Below are 4,225 nucleotides of genomic sequence, written 5' to 3' on the forward strand. Positions count from 1 at the left end.
GTTTTGGCTTGAATGCATCTCGCCCCATCGCCAAAGGCGATTTAAAATGGCGAGAAAACGGTTGACATCTATCAGACAAGCTTTTATACTAATCATGTGAAGAAAACACGGGGAGCTTGTGTACCAGGCTGAGAGGAAGTTGAGAACTTCGACCCATAACCTGATTTGGATAATGCCAACGTAGGAATGTATAAAGCAGTACTTTAGAGAGATACATTTGTTGGTATCTCTCTTTTTATATATTAGGAAAGTGTTTTCCTAATATATAAAACGCTCCGCTAAGGATGCACACTGCGGCGTACAATGTAGATGTCGCAAGCGGCCGCCGCAGGCGCAAGAATGTGCCAAGGCACATTCTTTGTTACTAATCAGGCAAAATTGAAGATTGGAGTAAGTTGAGATTGAGCGAGAGTTCATGAAGGGGTGCACCACCACGGGTACATTTCTTTCGTGAACTCTTTTTTCAATTATCCGGAAAGGAGTAGTTATGATTACAATAAATGGAAAGCAGATCCAGCTGACATCTGAAATGAGTGTTGCTGATTATCTGGAGCAGAACAATTACCAGATTAATAGAATCGCAGTTGAAATGAATGAAGAAATTCTTCCGAAATACAACTATTCAGAGACAATGCTCAAAGACGGTGACCGTCTGGAGGTTGTGACATTTGTAGGAGGAGGCTGATATCAGATGACATCAGAAAGAATATTAAGCAAAGAAGAAATCGAAACAGCGCTGAATGAACGCCATTCGCCGGAAAAACAGAAGCTTTTATCAGCCGGTCAGGTGACGATTGCCGGACTTGGTGGACTAGGTTCCAATGTAGCGTATTCACTTGCACGAATTGGAGTAGGGCATCTGCATCTGATTGATTTTGATGTGGTGGATATTACCAATTTGAATCGGCAGCAGTATTTCATGGAGCATATCGGAATGTATAAGACCGATGCGCTAAAGTCACTGCTTTTAAAGATCAATCCATATCTGGATATTCGTACAGATTGTGTGAAGGTGACAGAAGAGAATTTGAAAGAACTGTTTGCGGATGCTCAGATTGTCTGTGAAGCATTTGATAATCCGGTAGCAAAAGCAATGCTGGTGAATGGAATTCTGGAGCATTTTCCGGAGAAAAAGCTTGTGTCTGCAACAGGTATGGCAGGCTATGAAAGCAGCAATATAATCAGTACTAAGAGAATGATGAAGAACTTTTATTTATGTGGAGATCGTGTGACAGAGCCGACTTATGGAAATGGATTAATGGCTCCACGAGTTGCAATCTGTGCAGGGCATGAAGCAAATATGATCACGCGTTTGCTTCTTGGAGAAGAGGATGTATAGAAAGACATCTAAATGAATAAAAAAGAAAGAAGGATTTAAGTTATGAATCAGAAAGATACATTTACACTTGGAGGAAAAGAATTTAGTTCACGTTTTATTCTGGGATCAGGAAAATTTTCGCTTGATCTTGTGAAAGCATGTGTAGAAAAAGCAGGAGCGCAGATCATTACACTTGCGCTTCGTCGTGCAAATGAAGGAGGACTTGCGAATATTTTGGATTATATTCCGGAAAATGTAACACTTCTTCCGAATACATCAGGAGCAAGAAATGCAGAGGAAGCAGTTCGTATTGCAAGACTTTCCAGAGAAGTTGGTTGTGGTAACTTTGTAAAAATCGAAGTTGTCAGAGATTCCAAATATCTTCTCCCAGACAACTATGAGACAATCAAGGCAACAGAAATTCTTGCAAAAGAAGGCTTTGTAGTTATGCCATATATGTATCCGGATCTGAATGCGGCAAGAGATCTGGTGAATGCAGGGGCTGCCTGTGTAATGCCACTTGGGGCACCGATTGGTTCTAACAAAGGACTTTGTACAAAAGACTTCATCCAGATTTTGATTGATGAGATTGATCTGCCGATTATTGTAGATGCAGGAATCGGACGTCCATCTCAGGCATGCGAGGCAATGGAAATGGGAGCGGCAGCTGTTATGGCGAATACAGCAATCGCAACAGCAGGAAATGTCGAGGAGATGGCTGAGGCATTCAAGAAAGCAATTGAAGCAGGAAGAAGTGCTTATCTTTCAGGTCTTGGAAGAACAATTGAACGAGGTGCAAGTGCATCTTCACCATTGACAGGATTTCTGGAAGACTAGGAGGCAGTTGAGATGAATGATACACATGTTAATGAAAGTATTTTAAGTGAAGAAATACTGGAAGATCAGAAGAAAAACAGAATCAATCATATGACTTATCTTCCGGGAATGGAGGATATTGGATCAGAAATCATGGATCAGGTGATCGAGGCAATGGAAGCCTATGATTATAGCAAATATACCGCAGCAGATGTGAAAAATGCACTTGCACATTCGGAACGTACTCCGGAGGATTTCCGTGCGCTGTTATCACCGGCAGCCCTTCCGTTTTTGGAAGAAATCGCCCAGGCAGCCCAGACAGAGACAAGAAAACATTTTGGAAACAGTGTTTATATGTTCACACCGATTTATATTGCAAACTATTGTGAAAACTATTGTATTTATTGTGGATTTAACTGTCACAATAAGATCAACCGTGCGCAATTGAATGCAGAAGAGATTGAGAAAGAAATGGCAGCAATCGCAGAGACAGGATTACAGGAAATCCTGATCCTGACAGGGGAAAGCCGCAACAAATCTACAGTAGAGTATATTGGAGAAGCATGCAAGATTGCAAGAAAGTATTTCAAAGTGATCGGTCTGGAAATCTATCCGGTCAATTCAGATGAGTATGCGTATCTGCATGAATGTGGAGCTGACTATGTGACAGTATTCCAGGAAACATATAATTCAGATAAGTACGAGACGCTTCATCTTGCAGGACATAAAAGAATCTTCCCATACCGTGTCAATGCACAGGAAAGAGCAGTAAAAGGTGGTATGCGTGGAGTCGGATTCGGTGCGCTTTTAGGACTGGATGATTTTAGAAAAGATGCTTTTGCAACAGGATATCACGCATATCTGTTACAGAGAAAATATCCACATGCAGAAATCGCATTTTCCTGTCCAAGACTTCGCCCGATCATCAATAATGACAGAATCAATCCGATGGATGTTCATGAGCCACAGCTTCTGCAGGTTGTCTGTGCATATCGTCTGTTTATGCCATTTGCAAGCATTACAGTTTCAACAAGAGAGTGTGCGCGTGTCAGAGATAATCTTGTAAATATTGCGGCAACTAAGATTTCAGCAGGGGTAAGTACAGGAATTGGAAGCCATGTGGATGATATCGAGGATAAGGGCGATGACCAGTTTGAGATTTCAGATGAACGTTCGGTAGATGAGGTTTATGATGCATTATTGAAAAATAATCTCCAGCCGGTTATGAGTGATTATATTTATGTGTAAGAAGAAATGCGATTTATCGGAGATGGATTTGAAAATTATAGCTGTCAGTAATAGAAAACTGTGCGAAAGACCATTTTTGGAGCAGATTGAACGGGTTTGTCAGATGAAACCGCAGGCAATTATTTTGCGTGAAAAAGATCTGTCAGAAGAGGAATATCGGATTCTGTCAGAAGAAGTTCTGTCTGTTTGCAAGAAGTATGAGATTCCGTGTATTTTACATAAGTTCTGGAAAACAGCATTGGAATTGGAATGTACATCTGTACATCTGCCATTGCCGGAATTAAGGAAACTTCCGGAAGGTGTGAAAGAACAATTTCAAAGAATCGGTACTTCCGTTCATTCAGTGGAAGATGCAAAGGAAGCAGAAAGACTTGGTGTGTCTTACATGACAGCAGGACATATTTATGTTACAGATTGCAAGAAAGGCCTGGCGCCGAGAGGGCTTGGATTCTTAAAAGATGTCTGCAGTACTGTGAATGTTCCTGTATATGCGATTGGTGGAATCAAGTTTGATGAAAAACAGTGGGAAGAATTGAAACAAAATGGTGCTTCCGGAGGATGCATTATGTCCGGAATGATGGAACTATAAACCATGAGATATCATGAAATAGAATTAATGAAGCAATACAAATTAACTTGACCTGAACCGGGCTTTACATAGTATAATAAATGCACTTGATTACGAGGATTTATGAAATTGTAATTGGGTGCATTTTTTGCATGAAAAGAATTACGATTGATAGAAAAAATCAGAACAGCAAGAAGGTAAAGACAGGGTTACTGTTCATTCCCGTGTCAATCACTCCGCTGATTGACACGGAGGATGCGTGTTTTGACTTGAAT

5 protein-coding genes and 1 riboswitch are annotated in these 4,225 nt (G+C 40.8%); all 5 genes read left to right on the plus strand.

Features of this window, described 5'->3' with window-relative positions; genetic code table 11:
• The first annotated feature begins 98 nt into the window (after positions 1–98).
• Positions 99–204: riboswitch (TPP riboswitch) on the plus strand.
• Between the two features lie 283 nt (positions 205–487).
• The 5 genes from thiS to LI162_RS14980 are packed head-to-tail and all read left to right on the plus strand — an operon-like array spanning position 488 to position 3,971.
• Positions 488–685 (plus strand): sulfur carrier protein ThiS, encoded by a 198-nt coding sequence (thiS, locus tag LI162_RS14960; RefSeq protein WP_227156856.1) that lies wholly within the window; start codon positions 488–490, stop codon positions 683–685.
• Between the two features lie 6 nt (positions 686–691).
• A complete protein-coding gene (thiF, locus tag LI162_RS14965; protein WP_227156857.1) occupies positions 692–1,339 on the plus strand; it encodes a sulfur carrier protein ThiS adenylyltransferase ThiF in 648 nt (215 codons plus the stop codon).
• 42 nt (positions 1,340–1,381) lie between these two features.
• Positions 1,382–2,155, plus strand: coding sequence for a thiazole synthase (locus LI162_RS14970; protein WP_020436699.1), 774 nt, complete (start codon positions 1,382–1,384; stop codon positions 2,153–2,155).
• Between the two features lie 12 nt (positions 2,156–2,167).
• Entirely contained in the window at positions 2,168–3,382 is a 1,215-nt protein-coding gene (gene thiH / locus LI162_RS14975; RefSeq protein WP_227156858.1) for a 2-iminoacetate synthase ThiH, read from the plus strand.
• On the plus strand, positions 3,375–3,971 hold the full coding sequence (locus tag LI162_RS14980; RefSeq protein ID WP_227156859.1) for a thiamine phosphate synthase: 597 nt from the start codon (positions 3,375–3,377) through the stop codon (positions 3,969–3,971). The genes thiH and LI162_RS14980 overlap by 8 nt, the downstream gene beginning before the upstream one ends.
• Positions 3,972–4,225: the final 254 nt, after the last annotated feature.

This window comes from Mediterraneibacter sp. 210702-DFI.3.120, assembly GCF_020561005.1.
Taxonomy (GTDB): Bacteria; Bacillota; Clostridia; order Lachnospirales; family Lachnospiraceae; genus Mediterraneibacter; species Mediterraneibacter faecis.